Source organism: Streptomyces ferrugineus (assembly GCF_015160855.1).
In the GTDB taxonomy this organism is placed as follows: domain Bacteria; phylum Actinomycetota; class Actinomycetes; order Streptomycetales; family Streptomycetaceae; genus Streptomyces; species Streptomyces ferrugineus.
Genome location: NZ_CP063373.1, coordinates 9,930,420 through 9,949,070, shown reverse-complemented (window position 1 = coordinate 9,949,070; position 18,651 = coordinate 9,930,420). Strand labels below are relative to the sequence as shown.

Genomic DNA, 18,651 nt, shown 5'->3' with positions numbered 1-18,651 from the left:
CGGTCACATTCGCCGGACGGAGCGGTCATGGACCGCTGTGAGCCTCCTGTGTGTCCCCGCGAACGGACCGGGGAGAAGGAGAGGCTCAGACTGTGTCAGCGCTGCTCGTGCCGCCCAGCCGTGTATGCCGGGCGAAGGACCGGGGCGTGGTCCTGCGCGCCATCACCGCTCAGACGTACCGCGCCTTCCTCGCGTCCCCCGACGGCGCCGCGCTCGGCGCCGGTTTCCTGCAGTGCCCCTCCTGGGCCGACGTCAAGGAGGGCTGGCGCTCCCAACTGCTCGGCTGGGGGCCGGATCCGGAGGCGGGCGCCCTGACGGGCGTGGCCCTGGTGCTGCTGCGGCAGTTCCCCGGCACCCGCAAGTACTTCGCCTACCTCCCCGAAGGCCCCGTCGCCGACTGGGCCGACCCCGACGTCGACGGCTGGCTCGGCCCGCTCCTTGAACACCTGCGCCGCGCGGGCGCGTTCGCCGTGCGCATCGGCCCGTCGCCCGTCTACCGGCGCTGGGACGCCGCCCTGCTCAAGCCGCTCGCCGGCCCGGGCCGACGCCTCGGTGACGTCCTCGCCAGTGAGGTCGACCCGCTCGGCACCGCCGTCGCCGAGCGGCTGCGGGCCCGGGGCTGGCGGCGCTGCGGGGATGACAAGGACGGGGATGCCCAGCCGCGCCACGTCTTCCATGTGCCGCTCGCCGGACGCACCCCCGAGGACCTGTGGTCCGGGCTCAACCAGGAGTGGCGCCGCAATGTCCGCCGGGCCCAGAAGGAGGGCGTGGAGGTGGTGGTGGGCAGTGCCGCCGAACTCCCCGAGTTCTACCGGCTGCTGGGCGTCACCGAGCGGCGCGACGGGTTCCGGCTCGGCCGCTCGCTCGCCTACTACGAGCGCCAGTACGCGGCGCTCAACGCCGAGGAACCGGGCCGGATGAAGCTGTACCTCGCCCGGCACCGCGGAGAGATCCTGGCCGCCCACACGCTGATCACGGTGGGCCGCCGGGCCTGGTACCAGACCGGCGCCTCGGCCGACCACCGCCGCGAGGTCCGCCCCTCCAACGCCCTGCAGTGGCGCATGCTGTTGGACGCCCACGCCCTCGGCGCCGACGTCTACGACATGCGCGGGGTACCCTCCACTCTCGATCCTGAGGAACGTGCGTACGGACTGCTGCGGTGGAAGCTCGGCACCGGAGGGCAGGTCGTCGAGACGTTGGGGGAATGGGAGAGACCCTTGGCCGGCAGTGCCAACCACACGCTTCACCGCGCCTTCCAGGCGTACCTGAACCGCCGATGACGCCGACCAGTACCCGGGCGAAGGAGTCGGCGAAGGCGTCCTCCGCGGCGCGCGGCAGTGCCGTCATGGCCGCCGGATCCGTCGTCGGCCGGGCCACCGGCTTCGCCCGGTCCGCCGTGGTCGCGGCGGCGCTGGGCACCATCGGACCGGTCGCCGACGGCTACGCGGTCGGCAACGCCCTGCCCACCATCGTCTACATGCTGCTCCTCGGCGGCGCGCTGAACGCGGTCTTCGTGCCCGAACTGGTCAAGGCCGCCAAGGAGCACGACGACGGGGGCGCCGCGTACACCGACCGGCTCGTCACCGTGTGCGTCGTCGCCCTGCTGGCGATCACCGCGACCGCGGTGTGGGCGGCGCCCGCGATCGTCGACGCGTACACCGACTACACCGGCGAACAGGCGGCCATGACCACCGCGTTCGCCCGCTACTGCCTGCCCCAGATCTTCTTCCTCGGACTGTTCACGCTGCTCGGGCAGGTGCTCAACGCGCGCGGCCGGTTCGGCGCGATGATGTGGGCGCCGGTCCTGAACAACGTCGTCGTCATGGCCGTCTTCGGCGGGTACCTGGCCCTGGCCATGGGCGGCGGGGACACGCTCACCGCGACCGAGACCGCCGTGCTCGGCTGGGGCACCACCGCCGGTATCGCCGTCCAGGCCCTCGCCCTAGTCCCCGCGCTGCGCGCGGCCCGCTTCCGCTGGCGGCCCCGCTTCGACTGGCGCGGCAGCGGACTGACCCGCCCGCTGCGCGCGGCCGGCTGGCTGGTGCTGCTGGTCCTGGCCAACCAGGCCGCCTATTGGGTCACCACCCGGCTCGCCACGACCGCGGGACTCGACGGCGGCCCCGGATACTTCGCGTACAACAACGCCTATGCCCTGTGGGTCGTACCGCACGGCATCGTCACGGTCTCCGTGGTCACCGCGCTGATGCCCCGGATGAGCGCGGCCGCCGCCGACGGCGACACCGACTCCGTACGGCGCGACGTCTCCCACGCGCTGCGCGTCTGCGCCTCCGCCGTCGTACCCGCGGCGTGCGCGCTGTTCGCCCTCGCCCAGCCCGTGATGGCCCTCGTCTTCGGATACGGCAGGACCAGTGCCGCCGACACGGCCGCCATGGCCGGGATCCTGATGGCCTTCGCGCCGGGACTCGTCGCCCTGTCGGGCCAGTACGTCCTGTCCCGCGCCTTCTACGCGCTGTCCGACACCCGTACGCCGTTCCTGCTCAACCTCGTGATCGTCGCCCTCAACGCGGGACTGTCCCTGGCCGCCGCCCACCTGCTGCCCGCGCGCTGGGCCGTGACGGGCATGGCGGCGGCGTACTCGCTGGCGCTGTGCGCGGGCTGGGCGGTGACCGGGCGGGTGCTCAGCCGCCGGCTGGCCGTCGCGCGCCCGCTGCGCTCGTCGGCCGTCGGCGCGCATGTGCGGCTGGTGCTCGCCGCCGTACCCGCCACCGCGCTGGGCTACTTCGGGGCCCTGGGAACCGCACCGGCGGGTGCGGTGGTCTCCACGGTCGTCGGCGTGACCGCCGTCGTCCTCACCTTCGCCCTGCTCGCCCGTCCGCTGCGACTCGCCGAACTCGACGCGCTGCTCCGCGGCGTACGCCGCAGACTGACCCGGACTTGATCACGAGGGAGAACCGCTGATGCCCCGCGTGCTCCTCATCGAGGACGACCCCTCCGTACGCGAGGGGGTCGAGCTCGGTCTGCGCCGTCGCGGCCACGAGGTACGGGCGGCCGCGACCGGCGAGGCCGGCCTGGTCGCGCTGGCCGAATTCCGCCCCGATCTGCTGCTGTTGGACCTGATGCTGCCCGGCATGAACGGCGTCCAGGTCTGCCGGCAGGTCCGCGAGCGCAGCCAGCTGCCGATCATCATGCTTACCGCGCGCGGCGACGACTTCGACGTGGTCATCGGCCTGGAGGCCGGTGCCGACGACTACATCGTCAAGCCCGCCCGCACCGAGGTGATCGAGGCCCGGATCCGGGCCGTACTGCGCCGCCTGGACGACGTCGGCCCGGGCCGCCAGGCCATCGAGGTCCACGGCGAACTCGCCGTCGACCGGGTCGGACTGACCGTCAGCAAAGCCGGCCGGCCGCTCGCGCTCGCCCCCTCGGAGCTCAAGCTCCTGCTGCATCTGTCCGCCGCCCCCGAGCAGGTGTTCAGCAGACAGCAACTGCTGGAGCACGTCTGGGAGCACAGCTACCACGCGGACGCCCGGCTGGTCGACGCCTGCGTCGCCCGGCTGCGCGGCAAGATCGAGGACGAGCCCCGCAGTCCCCGCTACGTCCAGACACTGCGCGGCTTCGGCTATCGCTTCGGGCCGCTGTGAGCCCCGGCCGGCCGCGCCGCGTACGGGCGTTCGGGCTGCGCACCCGGCTGCTGCTCGCCTTCCTGCTGGTCGCCGCCGTCAGCGCCGGCACGACGGCCGCGCTGACCTACCGCGAGGCCCGCAGCGCGCTGCTGCAGACCGCCCAGGACACGGCGGTCACGTCGTTCCGCGACCAGGTCCAGCAGACGGGATTCGCGCTGCCCGTGCAGGGCGGGGAGGACCTGGAGCAGCTCCTGCGGGACATCGCCCGCAGGGGCAAGCCGCACCCCTGGGTGGTGTTCGCCGAGTACGGCTCGATGCGCGCGTCCTCGGGTGAGAACCCCGTCTCCACCGTCATCACCCCCGAACTGCGGCGCCGGGCGCTGGCCAACCCGCACGGCAGCTTCGAGCGGGTCGTCAAGGACGGCGTCCCGTATCTGACCATCGCCATGCCCATGGTCTTCAAGACCAGCCCGGACAGCCTGCTGCCCAGCGGACTCGTCCTGTACGCCGTCATGCGGATGACCGACGAGCAGGTCAATGTCGACGCCCTCCTCATGGCCGCCCGGGACGGCGCCCTGCCCGGTCTCGCCGTAGCGCTGATACCCGGCCTGATGGCCGCCCGCAGCGTGCTGCGCCCGGTGCGGGAACTGCGCCGGGCGGCCCGGAGCATGGGCAGCGGCCGGCTTGACACCCGGATTCCGGTGCGCGGCAGCGACGAACTGGCGGACCTGGCGCGCACCTTCAACGAGGCCGCGGGCGAACTGGAGCGCTCCGTGAAGGAACTGCGCGAGGCCGAGGCCCGCGCCCGCCGCTTCGCCTCCGACGTCTCGCACGAACTGCGCACCCCCCTCGCCGGAATGCTCGCCGTCACCGAGGTCCTCGACGAGGACGCGGACGCTCTGGACGCCGACACCGCCCGGGCGGTGCGGCTGGTCAGCGCCGAGACCGGCAAGCTCGCCGTGCTCGTCGAGGACCTGATGGAGATCTCCCGCTTCGACGCCCGCGCGGCCGAGCTGAACGCCGACGAGGTCGACGTGGCCGAGGCCATCCGCAAGACCCTGTCGAACCGGCACTGGACCGACGACCGGGTCCGCACCGAACTCCCCGACGGCATCCGCGCCCGCCTCGACCCGCGCCGCTTCGACATCGTGGTCGCCAACCTCGTGGGCAACGCCCTGCGGCACGGCGGCGCGCCCGTCACGGTGCGCCTGCGCACCGAGGCCCGCTCCCCGGGCACCCCCGTGCTGATCACCGAGATCGCGGACAGCGGCCCCGGCATCCGCCCCGAGGTGCTCCCGCACGTCTTCGACCGCTTCTTCAAGGCCGACGCGGCCCGCACCCGCTCGGCGGGCAGCGGCCTGGGACTGGCGATCACCCAGGAGAACGTGAGGCTGCACGACGGAACGATCCGCGCGGGGAACCTCCCCGGGGCCGGTGCCGTCTTCACCGTGGAGATACCGCTTCACGCGGAGGGGGCCGGGGGATGAGGCGTGCGCGGACGCGCCGGTGCGCGGCGGCGGTCGCCGTCGTGGTGGCCGTACCGCTGCTCGGCGGCTGCGGCATCCAGGAGACCGACGTCATCGAGGCGGGCGGCCCCGCCTCCTTCCAGGCCTTCCTGAACCGGGACTCCGACATGCTGCTCTTCTTCCGTTCCCCCGGCGGAGGACTGAGCCCCGTGATCCGGACGACCGAGCCCTCGGCCGGGTTCGGCGAGGAGTACATCGACCCGGGCTCCGGGGCGCGGAACTCCGGCGACGCGGCCGCATCGGTGGCGCCGGCGAAGGTCGTCATGGCGCTGCTCGACGGTCCGCGGGAGGAAGACCGGGCCGTCGGCCTGAGCACCGCCCTGCCCGCCGCCCGCCCCGGCCGGACCGCCGAGGTCGGGCCCACCCCGGGCGGCGGGGTCACGGCCCGGCTGCCCCTCGCCCTGGAGGGCCTGGACAGCACCGCTGTGCGCCAGCTGACCTGCACGATCGCCTACAGCCAGGACGCCGAGGGCCGGGTCGTGGTGGAGCTGACGGGGCTGGACGGGGCATCGAGGTCGGGCACCTGCGGGCTCGCCGTCGGCGCGCGGGGCTGAGAGCGGGTCAGCGGGACGCCCCTCGGGGATCGGCGGTCACAGGTCGGGGCGCGTGACGTGCGCGGGCGTTCTCGGGGTGCTCAGCGCCTGGACGATGCGGGCCAGGTCGGCGGGAGCGGCCGCGAGGTGGACCGGTCGGCCCGCGTCGTCGAGTTCGGCGATCTGCCAGCCTCTGGGGACGGTGTCACCGTCGCCGCCGCGGGGGCGCCGTACGTCCTTGACGGTGAGCCGCTCCACCGGGATCCGCTTCGCCGCGAACCGGCCCGGGCCGGGGTGGGGTGTGACGGCGGGCGGGCCGCCGCCCAGGACGATGTGGGTGCCGAAGTTGTTCGGGTTGTAGTCGGTGGACTCCAGGAAGCGGGCGGCCAGGAAGACCTCCTCGTCCTCGTCCTCGTCGGAGGGCTTCCGGAGTGTTCGGGCCGCTGCGGCCTTGTGGGGCGTACGGATGCGGGTCGCGCGCCAGGCCCAGGTGAACAGGCCCAGCGTGGCCAGGGAGCCCGCGACCGCCCAGGTGAGTCCCCCGGGGGAGGTCGGCGGGGCCGTGGGGTGGAGGTAGCAGAGCGGGAGCAGCCACAGGGCCGTGGCGACCAGGGCGCCCGCGAACGGAAGCGCCGACGGCAGGACCTCGTCGGCGGGCAGCCGGCGCCCGCGTCGGCGCAGCAGCACCAAGGAGGCGGGGTAGCCCGCGGCGAGCGCGCACCCGGCGGCGACGACGGCGACGTCTCCGCCGCCCGGGAAGTGCTCGCGCCAGACGTGGTGCTCGCCGGTGACCTCCCTCACCTCGCGGCGCCAGACGGTGAGTTCGACGCGGTCGCCGGGCCGGAACCCCCGGGCGCCCTCCTGTGAGACCGACAGCCGCTCCAGCGGCCGGCCCTCGGCGAAGTACAGCCAGCTGCGCTGCTTCCCCTTGCCGACCTCGGCCCGGGTGATCACGGCCGGCAGGGTGGTCAGGCACTCTCGGGCGGGCGCCTCGGCGGCGCACGGGACGGCCGACTCCCACGCACGCTTCAGCGACTCCGTGGCCGGCACGAACCAGGCGGCCAGTCCCGCGCCCGCGAGCAGCAGCACGCACAGGGTCAGCGGCACGGCCGTACCGCGACCGGCGGTGCGCTTGGAGATGACGGCGACGTGGCTGGACTCCGGGGTGCCGTACAGGCGGTGCAGCGCGCGCAGAGCGTCCAGCTTGGCGTCGAAGTCGGCCCGGTCGTCCGAGGACGCGCTGGCCGGCAGGGGCAGGCGGCGGGTGCGTCCGCCGCGCAGCACCATCTCGATGCGTTGGATCTCCTGGCTACGCGCGTACTGCACGTACACGCGCAGGTCGGCGATGTCGTGCCACGGCACGCTGCGGCGGCGCAGCAGCGTCCGGGAGCGCACGCCGTACGCGTCGGCCCTCACCTTGGCGACGGCCCCGTACAGGAACACGACGCCGAGCAGCGCGGCGAACAAGCCCACGCAGACCCACGCGTCCGCCGGCCCGTCCCTGTACGCCACGCGCACGACGGCCAGCCCCGTCCCGGACAGGATCGCCCCGGCCGCCGCGAGGACGACGAACCGCCTCACGGTGGGCTTCAGACGGGGACGACAGGTCACTTCCCGGACACCGCTCATGGGCGGAATCGTGCCATCGGCCGGGTTGCGCCGGCTTGTGCGGTGTACGGCAGCTTCCGGCCCGCGACGTTGCCGGGTCCGGCACGTCGCCGCAACCTTGGCGCCGTCCCGTGTGTCTAGCCGTAGCTTCAACGGTCGAGAACGGTTGAGAACGGTCGAAGAGAGGGCTCCATGCCGGGCTTCAGAGGTACGTCGGTGACAGCGGTGGTGGGTTTCGGGATCCTGGCGTTGGCAGGGTGCCAGGAGCCGCCGGATTCCCACGCCGGCTCGGACACACCCGCATCCGCCTCGGCCTCCCCCTCCCCTTCCTCCGCGCCCCCGTCGTCGCCTTCCGCGCAGGCCCCGACGCCGACCGGCACCCCTACGACTGGTCCTGCCACTCCGAGGGCCACATCCCCCACTCCCGCCGTGAACGTCAGCGTGCCCGCAGACCGCCCGGGCTGCCGCAACCTGACCGCCGGCAGCCAGGTGAAGGCCGCCGTGACGGGGGCGTACCGGCGCAGCTTTCCCCGGTTCGTCCATATCCGGCCGACGCCGGGGCAGTTCTTCTACGGCCAGTGCGACGGCGTCCGCTACGCCGCCACCCGTTTCGAGGCCACCCCCGGTGCCACGCACGACGAACTGGTGGGCATGCAGGACGAGGGCAGTGCCACCAAGTACTTCCGCGGCACTTCCGCGGGCGGCTGGACCTACCTCACCAGCGACGGCTTCCCCCGTGGCGCCCAGGGCTGCGGCGCTGTCGCGCAGATCCCCGAAGCCCTCTCCGCGCTCTGGGCGAACTGCCCGGCCGGGCGGTGACGGTGACGAGGGTTCTCCGCGAGGGCAGACTTCACCCAAGGGGGTCACGGTGCTCAAGAGCCGGGTGAAAGCGCGGTACACACACCAGTGGACGTCTCCCGCGGCGGCCCGGCGACGGGCGCGCCGCTGGACCGCCTTCGCCGGAGCGCTCGTCGCGTCGCCCTTCGCCGCGCTCGCCGTGGCGGGCGCCGGCCTGTTTCCCGCACCGGTGGCGATCGTGCTGGGGCTGATCGCGGGACCGGCCGGACTCCTGCTGCTCACCGAACTGAGCACCGCGAAGTCGCGGCCGCGTCGCTCCGGAGACCTCATGACCGCGCGGACCCTGACCGGTGAGCGCACCGTGGACCTGTCCCGGATCGAGCGGGTCCGGCTGCTGACCTACTTCTCCCGCAGCGGTGTCTCGGAACGCGTCGTGCTGGTGCGTGACGCCCACGCCGCGTCCCTCGGCCTCACCGACCCGGCCTCCCACAGGGCGCTGCGCCGAGCCCTCGAACGCTTGCCCAGGCACGGGCCCCGGCCCCGGGTGAGCAGGGCGGCCCTGGTCCACCTCGGCATGCTCCCGGCCCCCGGCCGGCTCGCCTTCCACACCGCCGCCGTCTGGCTCGGCACCGTGCTCGGACTTTCCCTTTACGTGTGCGTCGTGCTCAAACTCGCCGAGTGAGGCCCGAACCGATCGCCCGACGGACGATCACGATGCAGGCCGTGTCCGTCGCGCTCCCCTGCCGCTCGCGGACTCCTCCTGCCCGCGGCGGGAGCGGACCAGGGCCAGTCGGCCGAGGACCGTGGCGGCCAGCCCCAGCACCAGGGCCATGGCGCCGCCGACCACTCCGTTGCCGGTGCCGGGACCGCCGTCGGCGACGGCCAGGTTCAGCGCGCCGACGGCCATGCCGCTCAGGCCCGCCACCAGGGACACCACGGCCGCCCGCTTCGCGTCGCCGCCCCGGCCGGCGGACCGGGACCGGGCCAGCGCGAGTCCGCCGACGATCACGCCGGCCAGCGCCACCAGGGCCGCCGCGGTGCCCACGAACCGGCCGGCGGTCAGCTCGTAGGCATCGGCGGCGACCGAGTGGACCGAAGCGTGCGTGGCCGCCGGTGCCGCATGCACAAATCCGACAGACATGGCTCCTCCTGTGATGGGACGTGTCCGGCACGACCGGACGTGGTTCGAGCATGTCCGCCGCACCCACCGCCGGTCGTCCCGCGGACGGACGCTCTTCGCGCTACCGCGAGCGCTGCGGAAGCCGGGGAAATACCGCGTGTGCGGTAGTCGGCCGCTCGTCCGCGAGCGGGACTCGGCCCCGGTGGCGTCCGGCTAGGGTGCGCGTATGAGGACTGGGCTCTCCGGTGTCCGCGCCAGGGTCACAGACTGGGCGATCGCGGTCGGCGTGGCGGTGACGCTGCTGGTCACCGGGCTGTCCGGGCAGTACTCCGGCACCGCGCCCGACCTGCTCGGCTACGCGCTGCTGACGGTCGGCGGCCTGGCGCTGGTCGCGCGCCGCCGGGCTCCGGTCGCCGTGCTGGCGGTCACCGGGCTGTGCGCGGCGGGTTACCAGGCGGCCGGCTTCGACGTGCCGGCGGTGGCGTATCTGTTCGCGGTGTACGCGGCCGTACGGGCGGGACACCGCACCCTCACCATCGCGGCGAGCGTGGCCCTGCTGGCCCTGCTGCCGCTCGCGGCCCTGGTCTCGGGCCCGCACGACACGGGCGAGGCGTTCGCGCGGGCCCGCGGCGCCCTGGAGATCGCCTGGCTGATCGCCGCCGGCGCGGCGGGTGAGGCGCTGCGGCAGGCCGAGCGGCGGGCGGACGAGGCCGAGCGCACCCGGGAGGAGACCGCGCGGCGCCGCGCCGACGACGAGCGGCTGCGGATCGCACGGGAGCTGCACGACTCGCTCACCCACCAGATCTCGATCATCAAGGTGCAGTCCGAGGTCGCCGTCCATGTGGCCCGCAGACGGGGCGAGCAGGTGCCGGAGGCGCTGCTGGCGATCCAGGTGGCCGGCCGGGAGGCGAGCCGGGAGCTGCGCGCGACGCTTCAGGCGCTGCGCGACGACGACACGACCCCGCCGCGCGGGCTCGACCACGTCAAGGAACTGGTGGCACGAGCCCGTGCGTTCGGCCTGGACACGACGCTGACGATCGAGGGACCGCGCGGCGACATGCCCGCCGCGGTGGAGCGGACCGCCTACCGGATCGTTCAGGAGGCGCTCACCAACATCGCCCGTCACGCGGACGCGAGCGCGGCGTCGGTCCGGATCGACTGCCGTGCGGACACCCTCGCGATACGCGTCGACGACGACGGCAGGGCGACGCCGGGCAGCGCCCCGGCGCCCGGCGTCGGGCTGCTCGGGATGCGCGAACGGGTCACCGCCCTGGGCGGCCACCTGCGCGCCGCGCCCCGCGACGAGGGCGGCTTCAGCGTCCGGGCCGAACTCCCCGTGGACCAGACGTCATGATCCGTGTCCTGCTGGTCGACGACCAGCCGCTCATCCGCAGCGGATTCCGCGCGCTCCTCGACCTCGAGGACGACATCGAGGTGGTGGCCGAGGCCGCCGACGGCAAGGAGGGCCTGGCGCTGGCCCGGCAGCACCTGCCCGACATCGCGCTCGTCGACATCCAGATGCCGGTCATGGACGGCATCGAGGTCACCCGGCGCGTCGCCGCGGACCCGGCCCTGGAGCGGATGCACGTCGTCATCCTGACCAACTACGGCATGGACGAGTACGTCTTCGACGCGCTGCGTGCCGGGGCCGCCGGATTCCTCGTCAAGGACATCCTCCCGGAGGACCTTCTGCACGCCGTCCGCGTCGCCGCGCGCGGTGACGCCCTGCTCGCCCCCTCGATCACCCGCAAGCTCATCAACCGCTACGTCACCCAGCCGCTCAACTCCGGCCTCGACAAGGCGCTGGAGGAGCTGACCAACCGCGAACGCGAGGCGGTCGCCCTGGTCGCGCGGGGCCTGTCCAACGACGAGATCGCCGGCCGTATGGTGATCAGCCCGCTCACGGCGAAGACCCACGTCAACCGGGCCATGACCAAACTCCACGCCCGGGACCGCGCCCACCTGGTGGTCCTCGCCTACGAATCCGGCCTGGTGACCCCGCGCGACTCCTGACGTCCTGGCCGGAAGGCGATGACCGGGGCCGGACCGCTCAACCGGTGCGGGCGGCGGTGATGGCGCCCTCGAAGGCCAGCGGCTTCAGCGACGCGCGCGGTGTAGAGCGCCGCCGTGTAGCCGGCGGGCCCGGAGCCGATGACGATGACGTTGCGGATCTCGCTCAGGCCGTGGCCTCCGGCTTCTTCGGGGCGATCTCCTCGATCAGGCCCTCGACCAGCGTCCTGATCTCGTCGCGGATCGGGCGGACCGCCTCGACGCCCTGGCCGGCCGGGTCGTCCAGCCGCCAGTCCAGGTACCGCTTGCCGGGAAAGACCGGGCAGGTGTCGCCGCAGCCCATCGTGATGCAGACGTCGGATTCCTTGACCGCGTCGACGGTGAGCATCTTCGGCACCTCGGCGGAGATGTCGATGCCGACCTCGCGCATGGCCTCGACGGCGGCCGGGTTGACGTGCTCACCGGGGTTGGAGCCGGCGGAGCGGACCTCGACGCGGTCCCCGGCCAGGTGGGTCAGCCACGCGGCGGCCATCTGGGAGCGGCCGGCGTTGTGGACACAGACGAACAGCACGGAGGGCTTGTCGGACATCAGGAGGTCTCTCTTGTCTCACGACGGCATCGGGTGTCGTACGGCGACATCAGGCACGCATGACGTCAGCAGCCGGTGGTGTCAGCCACCACTGATGTGAGAGTATCAGTCCATGATGACGTCAGTCGACACTGACCTGATCCGGGTGCTGGCCGACCCGCTCAGGCTCCAGATCGTGACCCTGCTCGCCCAGGAGACGCTGTGCACCACCCACCTGGTGGAGGAGACTGGTGCCCGGCAGACCAACCTCTCGAACCATCTGAGAGTGCTGCGCGAGGCCGGGGTCGTCGAGACGGAGCCGTGCGGCCGGTACACGTACTACAAGCTGCGCCCGGACGTCATCGCCTCGATCGCCGGCCGGTTCGCCGACCTGGCCGAGTCCGCCCGCACCGCCGCCGACAACAAACGGGCCTGTCCCTGACCGGCGCTTTCACGTCCCCGCGACCACCGAGGAACCCCGTTGACCACCACGCACGAGAGCCCCGCGGAGTCCGCCGTACCGGCCGCCGAGCCCACCTCCGCCGAGCCCGCGCCCGGCGCCACCCCGCCACCCCGGCCCCTCGCCGTGCGAGCCGCAGCCGAACTGGTCGGCACCGCGCTGCTGGTGGCGGTCGTAGTCGGTTCCGGTATCCAGGCCACCGAGCTGACGAACGACGTCGGGCTGCAGCTGCTGGCCAACTCCCTGGCCACCGTCTTCGGCCTCGGCATCCTGATCCTGCTGCTCGGCCCGGTCTCCGGCGCGCACTTCAACCCGGCCGTCACGCTCGCCGAGTGGTGGTCCGCCCGGCGTGGCGGCGCCGGCGTGACGCTGCGTGAGGCGGCCGTGTACGTCCCGGCGCAGATCGCCGGCGCGATCGCCGGTGCCGTCCTGGCGGACGCGATGTTCGGCGAGCCGTTGGTGAAGTGGTCCACACACGACCGCTCGGCGGGGAACCTGCTCCTCGGCGAGATCGTGGCGACCGCCGGCCTGATCCTGCTGATCTTCGGCCTGGCCCGCACCGACCGCCTGCGCTTCGCCCCGGTGGCCGTCGCCTCCTACATCGGCGCCGCCTACTGGTTCACCTCCTCCACCTCCTTCGCCAACCCGGCGGTGACGATCGGCCGCGCCTTCTCCGACACGTTCGCGGGCATCGCGCCCGGCTCGGTCGCGGGCTTCATCGCCATGCAGATCGTCGGCGCCGCGGTCGGGCTGGCCCTGGTGGCGCTGATCTTCATGCCGGGCCGGGCCGCCGAGGAGTCGTGAGGCACACCGCGCGGGTGGCGGTGACCGGCGGCGCCCAGTCCTGACTCGCCGTCGCCGGGGGGCTCACCCATGGGCGAGTCCGGCGTTCCGGCAGGCGGACGCGACCTCCCGGGTGCAGATCTGGTCGATCGTGTACACGCCGTCCTTGACCACGGTGTCCCTGATGTTGTCCACGGTCACCGGGACGGGGTCGAGCAGGACCGCGGGGATGTCCTTGGCGGTGGCCGTGTCGAGCGTGGTCTCGGCGATCGCGTCGAGTTTCTCGCCGCGGCCCAGGGCGACGGCCATCTCCGCGGCCGCGTCGGCCTCGGCCTTGAAGGGCTTGTAGACGCTCATGTGCTGCTCGCCCCTGATGATGCGCTGCACGGCCGCGAGGTCGGCGTCCTGGCCGGTGACGGGAGGCAGCGGCTGGATGTCGGCGGCCTTGAGGGCGGAGATGACGCCGGCGGCGAGACCGTCGTTGGCGGCGTAGACGCCGTCGATGCCGTCGGCGCCCAGGGCGGCGACGGCGCCCTCCATGTGGGTGTGGGCTTTCGCCTGGCTCCAGCCCTGGACGTCGTACGTCCTGGCGATCTTGACCTTGCCCTCCAGCACGGACAGCGCGCCCCGCTTGAAGGCGACGTTGGTCGGGGAGGTCTGAGGACCGTTCATCATGACGATCCGGCCGCTGTCGGCCCTGTCTCCGAGGGCCTTGAGGAGCGCCTCGGCCTGAAGCCTGCCGACCCGTTCGTTGTCGAAGGAGACGTAGCCCGAGATCGGGCCCTCGACCAGCCCGTCGTAGGCGACGGCCGGGACGCCCGCGTCACGCGCCCTCTCGACCGAGGAGCTGAGCGACCTGAAGTTCACGGCGCTGAGGAGCAGGACCTCCACGCCCTTGTTGATCAGGCCCTCCGCCTGTTGCTTCTGGGTGGCCACGTCCCCCTCGGCGTTGGCGTACCGCACCCCGCAGTCCGCGCACAGCTCCTTGATCCTCTTCTCGATCAGGGGCTTGTCGAACGTCTCCCAGCGAGTCTGGACGTTCTGGCTGAACAGCAGTCCGACCGTGAAACCCCCCTCACCGGAGCCGGTCCCGCCCGAGTCCGAGGACCTCCCGTCCCCGCCACAGGCGGCCAGGAACACGGCCAGCGACAATACGGCCGCGGAAACGGCCGTACGACGGCCCCGATACGCCCTCACAGGGGACCTCCCTGCCTCGTCCGAGCGCCCCCTGACCGCCCCGTCGGCCCATCACTCCCAGAATAGGCCGGGTGATGTGATGAGGAGGAAGGTGCCGGGCACGTGACCCACGGCCGTCCTCCAGCCGGACGATCACCTCAGGGATGCCGTGGCCGACCGCCGCAACCGCGGTGGCCGAAAATGTGTCTCTCACCGCGTGGCCCGGTCGCTTCCCCAGGGGGTGGGGATCCGACGGCGCGGCGGCCTTGGGGGGCTGGAATGAACACATGGGCGGTGCCCGGATACGCCGAGTCGCTCGAGCTCGGGTCGGGGGCGAGCGGGCGGGTCGTCCTCGCCGTGCACGAGGAGACCGGCGTCCCCGTGGCGGTGAAGTACCTCAGCGAGTCGCTGCGCACCCGGCCGGGCTTCGTGCACGGCTTCCGGGCCGAGGCGCGGCTGCTCGGCGGGCTGGAGAGCCCGTACGTCGCCGGGTTGTACGAGTACGTGGAGAGCACGCACGGCGCCGCCATCGTGATGGAGCTGGTGGACGGCGTCTCGTTGCGGGCGCTGTTGAAGCGGCAGGGCCCGCTCGACCCCGAGGCCGCGCTCGTCATCCTCAAGGGATCGCTGCTCGGTCTGGCCGACGCGCACCGCGTCGGCGTCGTCCACCGCGACTACAAGCCGGAGAACGTCCTGGTCGCGCCGGACGGATCGTCCAGGCTCGTCGACTTCGGGATCGCGGTGGACGCCGGCACCAGCGCGGGCGTGGCGGGCACCCCCTCCTACATGGCCCCGGAGCAGTGGACCGGCGCGCCCGCCTCTCCCGCCGCCGACGTGTACGCGGCCACGGCCACCTTCTTCGAGTGCCTGACCGGCCGCAAGCCGTACGCGGGCGAGAACCTCGCCGAACTCGCGCTCCAGCACGTCGACGCGCCCGTCCCCGCCGATCAGGCCCCCGAACCGGTGCGTGAGCTGGTGCGCCGCGGGCTGGCCAAGGATCCCGCGCAACGGCCCGCACAGGCCGAGGCGTTCGTCAGGGAACTGGAGGCGGCGGCCGGCACCGCCTACGGCCCCGACTGGGAGGAGCGCGGCCGCGGCCGGCTCGCCGCGCTGGTGGCACTGCTGCCGCTGCTGCTGCCCTCGGCCCGCAGCGACGCCCGGACCACCACGGACACCGCACGCACGGTCCTGAACCGGGACCCGGGCCACGGCGGCATGCGGTCATGGCTGCCCGGCCGGTCCGGGGCGCTCGTGTCGGCCGCCGCCGTACTGCTCGGTGTGCTCCTGACCTACGGACTCCCGTACGTTCCGGGTACCGCCGCGCAGCAGAGGACGGCGCAGGCCGTGGCCACCACCAGCGGCCGGCCCGGCGCGGAGCCGAAGGCGCCTGCCGCTCCGACCGCGTCGGCCCCCGCGACGTCGCCGTCACCCGGCCTCCCGCCCCCGGGCCCGGCGGCCACCGCCACCGACGAACCCCCGGCCACCGCCACCACGGCCGGGACCCCGCCGACGCCCGCACCCGCCGAGGAGACCACCGCGGCGACAACGCCGACGCCCGCTTCCCCCGCCTCGCCGGAGGCCCCCGTCACTCCCGCCGCCCCCGCCGCCCCCGCCGTCAAGGACGTCACGGTGTCGGCCTTCCGGCAGACGGGCCCCACGACCGCCACGGCGACCATCGACGTCACCACCGACGGCACCGGACCGGTCTCCGTCACCGTCACGTGGTACACGGGCGATTCGGGCGGACAACCCGGCACCCCGGACGGCGCGTCCGAGACCTTCGAGCGCGGTGGCGCCACCCAGTACACGCTCACCGTCGACCACACCTTCCAGAGCGGCGGCTGCTACTGGGCGGTGCAGGCCACGACCACCCCGGCGGCCGCCGACGGCGGTGCCTCGCAGCAGCTTCTGACCAGGCGGTGTGAGCTCCGATGACCGCTCGCGACGACGACCGCCCTCCCGGGGACGAGCCCGGCTCGGGCGACGCCGAGTACAGCGCCACCGTGCTGGCCAGCCACTGGATCCAGAGACCCGTACCGGACGGGACCCTCGTCGAGCGGCCCGCCGACGCGGGGACCGGGCCCCCGCCGCCGACGCCGCCCGATCGCATCGAAGGGACCGTGCTGCGCTTCGGCCCCGGCGTGACCGCCGCCGTCGCGCACCGCACCCACCGGACCCTGCCCGCCGTACCGCCACCGCCTCCCGCGCCCCGGCGCCGACGGCTGCGCGGACACGCGCTGCCCGCGCTGGTGCTGCTCTGCGTCCTCGCGTTCCTCGCCTGGCAGCGCCTCGGACCGTCCGTCGCGGTGAGCACGGTGACGGTCACGGCCCGCCCGACGGCTCTGGGGTGCGACGGCACCGCGGACGTCGTCGCCCTGGTCACCACCGACGGCCGTCCGGGCACCCTCTCCTACCGCTGGATCCGCAGCGACGGCACGACCTCGGGCGTGCTGAGCGAGGTGCTGGCCCGGGGGCAGACACAGGCACGTCTGCACCTGCTGTGGACCTTCCAGGGCAAGGGACACCACACGGCACGGGCCGAGCTGCGCCTCCTCTCCGCCACCCCCCGCTCGGCCACCGCCCACTTCACGTACGACTGCCGCTGACCGGTCACTGGTCACCGGGCTGCCGGGTCAGCCGGGAACATCCCGGCGGTCGCGTCGCCGACGGATGCGTGCTGTCCTGGAACCAGCCACAGGAGTACACGCCGATGCGTCACAGCCGGACCTCCACCTCCCCCTCCGCCCGGTCCTCCGCGCCGACCGGAGCGGGCGGGGGCCTGCTGCCGGCCCGGGATCTCGCCGCCGCCTGGTTCCTGATCGTCCTGATCGCGGTGCCCGCCTGGGCGCTGACGCTCGGTCAGGCCGGGGACATGGGGGTCGAGCCCGGCACGATGGGGATGGCGCTGCCGCTGTTCCTGTTGCTGTGGGTGACGATGATGGCGGCCATGATGCTGCCGTCCATGGCGCCGGTGGCGATCACATGGGTGCGCGGCATCGGGCGGCAGTCCTCCGGCTGGACGCAGGCCGTGCGCACCATCGAGTTCGTGGGCGGGTATCTGCTGGTGTGGACCGCCTTCGGCCTGCCCGCGTACGCGGCCCTGGCCCTCACCGGCGGCCTGGTGGACGACCGTCCGACCGCCGGACGCTGGATCGGCGCGGTGGCCTTCCTGCTCGCGGGCCTGTACCAGCTCGGCCCGCTCAAGAACGTCTGTCTGCGGCACTGCCGCGACCCCATGAGCCACCTGGTGCGCTACGCCGGGTTCCGGCAGCCGGCCCGCGACCTGCGGGTGGGTGTCCATCACGGCGCCTACTGTGTCGGCTGCTGCGCGGGCCTGATGGTCGTCCTGGTCCCGCTGGGCGTGATGAACGTGGCGGCGATGGCCGGGCTGGCCGTGGTGATCTTCGTGGAGAAGCTCTGGTCCCGTGGTCCGCTGCTCGCCCGGACCGTGGGCGTCGCGTTTCTCGTGCTCGCCGTGCTGGCACCGTTCCAGGACGCGTTGCTGCCTGGACTGCAGGGGTCGATGGGCGGTATGTGACTCGGGGTTTCCTCGGGGTCTAGTCAGGACCGCTCCAGTCGAACGGGAAGTGTTTGCTCGACTTCCCCGAGCGGTCCCAGGAGAAGCCGAACGCGTCGGCGCGGTCGACCGTGGCCCGGCCCCAGGTCGCGACCTGGCCCGGTCCGACCTCGGAGCCCGGGGCGTTGAGGACCTGGACGCGGGCGCCCTCGGGTGTCGTCGGGCCGGTGAGTGCCTCGGCGGTGGCCGTGACCCGGCCGGGTACCTCGGCCCGCCAGGTGGCCAGGTCCCCGTCGATCTCGACGTGGACGGGGGCGAAGTCCATGCCGCGCATCTCGGGGTGGAACATCTCCAACATCTGCGCCGGCCATCCGCCCGCCTCCCCGCCGAAGATGGCCCCGAGCGCGCCGCGCTGCCGCTCGTCGGCCCGCTCGTCGAGGAAGACCGCGGCGTACGGGTCGGTGTGCGTGTCGGCCCAGACGTTGCCGGTGAAGGAGCCGAGCATCAGGACGTTGAGATCGTCGAGCCGCACATCGCCGAAGCTGCCTTCCCGGATGTGCCAGACGAGTACGCCCTCGCAGTCGCCGTAGGTCGGGGGCTGGGCGAACGTACAGGGGCACGGTATGGCGCATTTGCACACGTCGAACCAATCACCGGCCAGATGCCAGCGGGTACCGGTGCTGACTTGTTCCGTCATCTCGCTTCCCTCCTGCCGAGCCCGCAGGGGCTCACTCGGAGCGGCGAGACCGCGTGTCCCGAGCGCGCGCCCGGGGTCACCAGGCGGCCTCTCTTCCAGCTTGCACCCAACGGGCGGGACCTGTGATGAGATGGCTCACAGAAAAAGTGGGGCCTCCGTAGGCAACTGTCCCTGAACATGCCATTTGTGCGTACGTCGGGGAGGCTCTTCCGACGGGGGCGCGGGAAACCCCCTGTGGCCCGGATCATGCAGGCCATACGATCGCCGGGAC

The 18,651-nt window shown here is 73.2% G+C and carries 19 protein-coding genes and 1 pseudogene; 14 read left to right on the top strand and 6 right to left on the bottom strand.

The genetic code is table 11. From position 1 onward, the window contains the following. Positions 1 to 92: 92 nt before the first annotated feature. The 5 genes from IM697_RS44380 to IM697_RS44360 are packed head-to-tail and all read left to right on the top strand — an operon-like array spanning position 93 to position 5,664. Positions 93 to 1,280 carry a lipid II:glycine glycyltransferase FemX gene (locus IM697_RS44380; RefSeq protein ID WP_194043429.1) on the top strand — a complete coding sequence of 396 codons (1,188 nt, stop codon included), beginning with the start codon at positions 93 to 95 and terminating at the stop codon, positions 1,278 to 1,280. Then, positions 1,277 to 2,899 carry a murein biosynthesis integral membrane protein MurJ gene (murJ, locus tag IM697_RS44375; protein ID WP_194043421.1) on the top strand — a complete coding sequence of 541 codons (1,623 nt, stop codon included), beginning with the start codon at positions 1,277 to 1,279 and terminating at the stop codon, positions 2,897 to 2,899. Before IM697_RS44380 ends, murJ begins: the two co-directional genes overlap by 4 nt. Before the next feature lie 19 nt (positions 2,900 to 2,918). Then, a complete protein-coding gene (locus IM697_RS44370; protein WP_194043419.1) occupies positions 2,919 to 3,602 on the top strand; it encodes a response regulator transcription factor in 684 nt (227 codons plus the stop codon). Continuing rightward, entirely contained in the window at positions 3,599 to 5,071 is a 1,473-nt protein-coding gene (locus IM697_RS44365) for a sensor histidine kinase (protein WP_194043417.1), read from the top strand. The genes IM697_RS44370 and IM697_RS44365 overlap by 4 nt, the downstream gene beginning before the upstream one ends. Beyond that, complete coding sequence (locus IM697_RS44360; RefSeq protein ID WP_194043415.1) at positions 5,068 to 5,664, top strand: hypothetical protein; 597 nt, start codon at positions 5,068 to 5,070, stop codon at positions 5,662 to 5,664. Before IM697_RS44365 ends, IM697_RS44360 begins: the two co-directional genes overlap by 4 nt. A 36-nt stretch (positions 5,665 to 5,700) precedes the next feature. On the opposite strand, the gene IM697_RS44355 is transcribed toward IM697_RS44360, so the two are convergent. Then, on the bottom strand, positions 5,701 to 7,272 hold the full coding sequence (locus tag IM697_RS44355; RefSeq protein WP_194043413.1) for a PH domain-containing protein: 1,572 nt from the start codon (positions 7,270 to 7,272) through the stop codon (positions 5,701 to 5,703). Positions 7,273 to 7,692: 420 nt separating this feature from the next. Between IM697_RS44355 and IM697_RS44350 the strand changes: the two genes are divergently transcribed. Then, positions 7,693 to 8,070 carry a hypothetical protein gene (locus tag IM697_RS44350; RefSeq protein ID WP_228044434.1) on the top strand — a complete coding sequence of 126 codons (378 nt, stop codon included), beginning with the start codon at positions 7,693 to 7,695 and terminating at the stop codon, positions 8,068 to 8,070. A 49-nt stretch (positions 8,071 to 8,119) separates the two neighbouring features. After that, a complete protein-coding gene (locus IM697_RS44345; RefSeq protein ID WP_194043409.1) occupies positions 8,120 to 8,731 on the top strand; it encodes a hypothetical protein in 612 nt (203 codons plus the stop codon). A 27-nt stretch (positions 8,732 to 8,758) separates the two neighbouring features. Here IM697_RS44345 and IM697_RS44340 read toward each other — a convergent pair whose 3' ends face one another. Then, entirely contained in the window at positions 8,759 to 9,190 is a 432-nt protein-coding gene (locus IM697_RS44340) for a DUF6223 family protein (RefSeq protein WP_194043407.1), read from the bottom strand. 205 nt (positions 9,191 to 9,395) lie between these two features. Between IM697_RS44340 and IM697_RS44335 the strand changes: the two genes are divergently transcribed. Further along, on the top strand, positions 9,396 to 10,523 hold the full coding sequence (locus tag IM697_RS44335; protein ID WP_194043405.1) for a sensor histidine kinase: 1,128 nt from the start codon (positions 9,396 to 9,398) through the stop codon (positions 10,521 to 10,523). After that, positions 10,520 to 11,182: a response regulator gene (locus IM697_RS44330; protein WP_194043403.1), complete on the top strand. Its 663-nt coding sequence runs from the start codon at positions 10,520 to 10,522 to the stop codon at positions 11,180 to 11,182. The genes IM697_RS44335 and IM697_RS44330 overlap by 4 nt, the downstream gene beginning before the upstream one ends. 52 nt (positions 11,183 to 11,234) lie before the next feature. Here IM697_RS44330 and IM697_RS44325 read toward each other — a convergent pair. Together IM697_RS44325 and IM697_RS44320 are read right to left on the bottom strand one after the other, a co-directional pair. Next, positions 11,235 to 11,349: pseudogene (locus IM697_RS44325) on the bottom strand (thioredoxin-disulfide reductase); the annotation flags it as partial. Then, positions 11,346 to 11,768: an arsenate reductase ArsC gene (locus IM697_RS44320; protein WP_194043401.1), complete on the bottom strand. Its 423-nt coding sequence runs from the start codon at positions 11,766 to 11,768 to the stop codon at positions 11,346 to 11,348. The pseudogene IM697_RS44325 and the gene IM697_RS44320, both read right to left, overlap by 4 nt. A 112-nt stretch (positions 11,769 to 11,880) precedes the next feature. Here IM697_RS44320 and IM697_RS44315 point away from each other — a divergent pair, with 112 nt between their 5' ends. Together IM697_RS44315 and IM697_RS44310 are read left to right on the top strand one after the other, a co-directional pair. After that, complete coding sequence (locus IM697_RS44315; RefSeq protein ID WP_194043399.1) at positions 11,881 to 12,189, top strand: ArsR/SmtB family transcription factor; 309 nt, start codon at positions 11,881 to 11,883, stop codon at positions 12,187 to 12,189. A gap of 39 nt (positions 12,190 to 12,228) precedes the next feature. Further along, positions 12,229 to 13,011, top strand: a complete 783-nt coding sequence (locus IM697_RS44310) for an aquaporin (RefSeq protein ID WP_194043397.1) — start codon at positions 12,229 to 12,231, stop codon at positions 13,009 to 13,011. 63 nt (positions 13,012 to 13,074) lie between these two features. Here the strand turns inward: IM697_RS44310 and IM697_RS44305 are convergent, their stop codons facing one another. After that, complete coding sequence (locus tag IM697_RS44305; RefSeq protein ID WP_194043395.1) at positions 13,075 to 14,187, bottom strand: sugar ABC transporter substrate-binding protein; 1,113 nt, start codon at positions 14,185 to 14,187, stop codon at positions 13,075 to 13,077. Positions 14,188 to 14,445: 258 nt separating this feature from the next. Here IM697_RS44305 and IM697_RS44300 point away from each other — a divergent pair, with 258 nt between their 5' ends. The 3 genes from IM697_RS44300 to IM697_RS44290 all read left to right on the top strand — a co-directional run bounded on the left by IM697_RS44300 (position 14,446) and on the right by IM697_RS44290 (position 17,704). After that, positions 14,446 to 16,101, top strand: coding sequence for a serine/threonine-protein kinase (locus IM697_RS44300; RefSeq protein WP_194043393.1), 1,656 nt, complete (start codon positions 14,446 to 14,448; stop codon positions 16,099 to 16,101). Further along, complete coding sequence (locus IM697_RS44295) at positions 16,098 to 16,772, top strand: hypothetical protein (protein WP_194043391.1); 675 nt, start codon at positions 16,098 to 16,100, stop codon at positions 16,770 to 16,772. Before IM697_RS44300 ends, IM697_RS44295 begins: the two co-directional genes overlap by 4 nt. Positions 16,773 to 16,876: 104 nt before the next feature. Beyond that, complete coding sequence (locus IM697_RS44290) at positions 16,877 to 17,704, top strand: DUF2182 domain-containing protein (protein WP_194043389.1); 828 nt, start codon at positions 16,877 to 16,879, stop codon at positions 17,702 to 17,704. A 19-nt stretch (positions 17,705 to 17,723) separates the two neighbouring features. Here IM697_RS44290 and IM697_RS44285 read toward each other — a convergent pair whose 3' ends face one another. Then, positions 17,724 to 18,380 (bottom strand): DUF1326 domain-containing protein, encoded by a 657-nt coding sequence (locus tag IM697_RS44285; protein ID WP_194043387.1) that lies wholly within the window; start codon positions 18,378 to 18,380, stop codon positions 17,724 to 17,726. Positions 18,381 to 18,651 lie beyond the last annotated feature (271 nt).